Origin of the sequence: Aldersonia sp. NBC_00410 (assembly GCF_026342035.1) — a bacterium.
Lineage (GTDB): Bacteria > Actinomycetota > Actinomycetes > Mycobacteriales > Mycobacteriaceae > Aldersonia.
Genome location: NZ_JAPENM010000019.1, coordinates 24,383 through 29,311, shown reverse-complemented (window position 1 = coordinate 29,311; position 4,929 = coordinate 24,383). Strand labels below are relative to the sequence as shown.

At 67.2% G+C, this 4,929-nt stretch carries 1 protein-coding gene and 1 pseudogene; both read left to right on the top strand.

Annotated features, from left to right (window positions below; all coding sequences use genetic code 11):
• A partial coding sequence (locus OG921_RS26465; protein WP_266115540.1) for a non-ribosomal peptide synthetase occupies positions 1-4,581 on the top strand: 4,581 nt, incomplete at its 5' end.
• A pseudogene (locus OG921_RS26650) lies at positions 4,472-4,846 on the top strand (condensation domain-containing protein); the annotation flags it as partial. The gene OG921_RS26465 and the pseudogene OG921_RS26650, both read left to right, overlap by 110 nt.
• Between the last annotated feature and the right edge of the window lie 83 nt (positions 4,847-4,929).

Sequence of the window (4,929 nt, the reverse complement as noted above, 5' to 3'; positions counted from 1 at the left end):
GTGGGTCAGGCGGTCGTGCTGGTGCGCGCGGACGATCTGGGTGACCGTCTGGTGGCCTACGTCGTGCCCAGCGGCCCGACGACCGAGATCGATGTGGATGTGTTGCGGTCGGCGGTCAAGTCGCTGCTGCCGTCGTACATGGTGCCCGAGTCGGTGATGGTGCTCGAGGCGTTCCCGTTGAATGTGTCGGGGAAGTTGGATCGTAAGGCGCTGCCGGCGCCGGTGTTCGAGGTGGCGGTGTTCCGGTCCCCGACGACTCCGGTGGAGCAGGTGGTGGCGGGGGTGTTCGCCGAGGTGCTCGGGATCGAGCACGTCGGCCTGGACGACGATTTCTTCGCTTTGGGCGGCAACAGTCTGCTTGCGATGCAGGTGATGTCACGCCTGGGTGCGGTGCTGGATGCCTCGGTTCCGGTGCGGGTGGTGTTCGAGGCGCCGACGGTGGAACGTCTAGCGGTGGCGGTGGAATCGCACACCGGTACGGGCCGGATCGCGTTGGTGGCCGGTCCGCGGCCGGAGCGGGTGCCGTTGTCGATGGCGCAGTCGCGGATGTGGTTCCTGAACCGGTTGGATCCGGAGTCGGCGGCCTACAACATTCCGATGGCGATCCGGTTGTCGGGTGCGTTGGATGTGGCGGCGTTGCAGGCCGCGGTCACCGATGTGCTCGAGCGGCACGAGTCGCTGCGCACTGTCTACCCCGAACTCGATGGTGCCGGTTACCAGGTGGTGCTGTCGCCTGAGCAGGTGGGTCTGGATCTCGCGCCCGTGTCGGTCACCGAGGCGGAACTCTTCGGTGTGGTGGCCGGGGTGGTCGGGCGTGGGTTCGATGTCACGACCGAGGTTCCGGTGCGCGCGCGTTTGTTCCGTGTGAGCGACAGCGTCACCGGCGACAGCCGCGGTGCCACGGACGAGTTCGTCTTGGTGTTTGTGGCCTATCACATTGCCACCGATGGTTTTTCGGTGGGTCCGTTGGCACGTGATGTGATGGTGGCGTACGAGTCGCGTACCCGGGGTGAGGCGCCGGGTTGGGCGGCGTTGCCGGTGCAGTACGCCGACTTTGCGTTGTGGCAGCGGGAGGTACTCGGCTCGGAGGACGATCCGGGTTCGCTGATCACACGACAGATCGATTACTGGGCACGGGCACTGGCCGATCTGCCGGACGAGATGGGCCTGCCCACGGATCGCCCGCGGCCGGTGGTGGCGTCGTATCGGGGCGGGCTGGTGCGGTTCGCGGTCCCGGCCGAACTGCATGCCGGGTTGGTGGGGTTGGCGCGCGCGCACGAGGCGACCCTGTTCATGGTGGTGCACGCGGCACTGGCCGTGTTGCTGGCGCGGCTTTCGGGCACCGACGACATTGCGGTGGGCACGCCGATCGCGGGTCGTGGTGAGCGTGAGCTCGATGACCTGATCGGCATGTTCGTCAACACCCTTGTGCTGCGGACCGGTGTCGAAGGTGGCGAGTCGTTCACGGATCTCATCGCAGGCGTGCGGGAAACCGATCTGGCCGCGTTCGGGCAAGCGGACGTGCCGTTCGAACGGTTGGTGGAGGCGCTCGACCCGACCCGGTCCCAAGCGCGGCACCCGTTGTTCCAGGTGTTGTTGACATTCCAGAATTTCGGGCAGACCGAGTTCACGCTGCCGGGGCTGTCGGTGTCGGGGCTCGACGCCGGTATCGAGACGGCGAAGGTCGACCTGCAGTTCAGACTCGCCGAGAACAATCCGGGAACGTCGGAGCACTCGGGCATGTCCGGCGAGATCTTGTTTGCCCGTGACCTTTTCGACGAAGCTACCGTCGCGACCATTGCGGCGCGCCTCGTGCGGATGCTGGCGGCGATGGTCGCGGACCCGGGTGTGGCGGTGGCCGATGTGGCGTTGCTCGATCCCGCCGAGCGGTCGCAGATCCTGCGGAAGTGGAACGACACGGCGGTCTCGGGTGTGACGGGGTTGCTTCGTGATGATTTCGAGCGGCAGGTCGCGGCGTCCGTGGACGCGGTCGCGGTGGTGTTCGAGGGTGAGTCGCTGACCTACGGCGAGTTCGCAACGCGGGTGAATCGGCTTGCCCGGCATCTGGTTTCGATCGGTGTGGGCCCCGAGTCGCGGGTGGCGACGGCGATGGGCCGAGGTGTGAATCTGCTGGTCGGGATTCATGCCGTGGTGGCGGCGGGCGCGGCGTATGTGCCGGTCGATCCGGACCATCCGGCCGAGCGGATCGCTTACGTGCTGGAGACCGCGGATCCGGTGCTGGTATTGACCACGACCGCGGACGGGTTCGGCACAGCGGAGCGGCCGGTCGTGAACGTTGATGCGCTGGATCTGTCGGGGTTCGCGGCGGGCCCGATCACGGATGCGGATCGTGTCGCGCCGCTGCGTGCGGACAACACGGCGTACGTGATCTTCACGTCCGGGTCGACGGGCCGCCCGAAGGGGGTGGCGGTGACGCACGCCGCGATCGTGAATCAAATGCGGTGGCGGCAGGCGCAGTACCGGTTGGACGAGTCGGATGTGCTGTTGTGGAAGACTCCGGTGACCTTCGACGTGTCGGTGTGGGAGATGTTCTGGGCGTTGGGTGAGGGTGCGCGCCTGGTGGTGGCGGTGCCGGACGGTCATCGTGATCCGGGCTATCTCGCTGACGTGATCGAGGCGCAGTCGGTGACGACGGTGCACTTCGTGCCGTCGATGCTCGCGGTGTTTGCGCAGTCGGTCGCGGACCGGCCCGGAGCGATGCGGCGGTTCGGTTCGCTGCGGCGGGTGTTCTCCGGGGGCGAGGCGCTCGGTACCGCGCTGGCGCAGCGGATGCGGGCGTTCGGCGTGGCGGTACACAACCTCTACGGCCCCGCCGAGGCCGCGGTGGACGTGACCTATCACCAGGTGACCGAAGTCGACATCGTCGCGGTGCCGATCGGGGCGCCGCTGTGGAACACCGGGGTATTCGTACTGGACGGGCGGTTGCGTCCGGTGCCGGTGGGTGTTTCGGGTGAGTTGTATCTGACCGGCGTGCAGTTGGCACGCGGGTATGTCGGTCGGGCGGATCTGACGGCCGAGCGGTTCGTGGCGAACCCGTACGGCCCGGCCGGTGAGCGGTTGTACCGCACCGGTGATGTGGTGCGGTGGACTTCGTCGGGTGAGTTGGCGTACTTGGGGCGCAGCGATTTCCAGCTGAAGCTGCGGGGTCAGCGGATCGAGTTGGGCGAGATCGACGCGGCGTTGCTGGGTTTGACGGGCGTGGATCAGGCGGTCGCGATGGTGCGCGCTGCTGATGTCGGTGACCGGCTCGTGGGCTACGTTGTGCCGGCCGCTGGTGTCGAGATCGATGCCGAGCAGGTGCGGGCCGAGGTGGGCCGGGTCCTGCCGTCCTACATGGTGCCCGAGTCGGTGATGGTGCTCGAGGCGTTCCCGCTGAACGCGTCGGGCAAGCTGGATCGCAAGGCGCTGCCGGAGCCGGTGTTCACCGCGGCCGTGTTCCGTGGGCCGACGACGCCGGTCGAGCAGGCCGTGGCCGGTGTGTTCGCCGAGGTGCTTGGGGTCGAGCACGTCGGTTTGGATGATGATTTCTTCGCTTTGGGTGGTAACTCGCTGTTGGCGATGCAGGTGACGTCGCGCCTGGGTGCGGCGCTGGATGCGACGGTGCCGGTGCGTGTCCTGTTCGACGCGTCCACGGTGGAACGTCTCGCGGTGGCGGTGGAATCGCATACCGGCACCGGGCGGGTCGCATTGGTGGCGGGCCCGCGGCCCGAGCGGGTGCCGTTGTCGTTCGCGCAGTCGCGGATGTGGTTCCTGAACCGTTTCGATCCGGAGTCGGCGGTGGACAACATCCCGATGGCGATCCGGTTGTCGGGTGAACTCGATACTGCTGCACTGCAACTGGCGGTCACCGATGTGGTGGGGCGGCACGAGTCGCTGCGCACGGTCTACCCCGAGATCGATGGTGTCGGGTATCAGGTGGTGCTGTCGGCCGAGCAGGTGGGTCTGGATCTGGCGCCGGTGTCGGTGAGCGAGGCGGAACTGTTCGGTGCGGTGGCCGCGATTGCCGGTCGCGGGTTCGATGTCACGACCGAGGTTCCGGTGCGCGCGGGTTTGTTCCGCGTCAGCGACGCGGTCACCGATGAGTTCGTGCTGGTGTTCGTGGCGTATCACATTGCTACCGATGGTTTCTCGGTGGGCCCGTTGGCGCGTGATGTGATGGTGGCGTACGAGGCGCGCACTCGTGGTGAGGTGCCGGGCTGGTTGCCGTTGCCGGTGCAGTACGCCGATTACGCGTTGTGGCAGCGGGCGGTGCTCGGTTCCGATGAGGATGCGGAGTCGCTGATTTCGCGGCAGATCGCGTACTGGGCAACGCAGCTTGCGGGTGTGCCGGATCAGTTGGATCTGCCGTCGGACCGGCCGCGGCCGGCGGTGGCGTCGTTTGCTGGTGCCACGGTCGGGTTCGAAATTCCGGCCGACCTGCATGCCGCACTGGTTGGGGTGGCGCGGGCGCATGAGGCGACGTTGTTCATGGTGGTGCATGCGGCACTGGCGGTGCTGCTGGCGCGCCTGTCCGGCACCGAGGACATTGCGGTCGGGTACGCCGATCGCGGGTCGTGGTGAGCGTGAGCTCGATGATCTGGTCGGGATGTTCGTCAACACGCTGGTGCTGCGGACCGGTGTCGATGCTGGCGAATCGTTCACCGATCTGCTCGCGGGGGTTCGGGAAACGGATCTGGGTGCGTTCGGGCATGCGGATGTGCCGTTCGAGCGGCTGGTGGAGATCCTGGATCCGGTTCGGTCGCAGGCACGCAACCCGTTGTTCCAGGTCGCCCTGACGTTCCAGAACCTGGGTACGACGCGGTTCGAGTTGCCCGGGTTGACGGTGGCGAGCCTGGATGCGGTGTCGGATACCGCGAAGTTCGATCTGCAGGTGACGTTGTCGGAGGGCGCGGCATCCGCCGGTCCGGC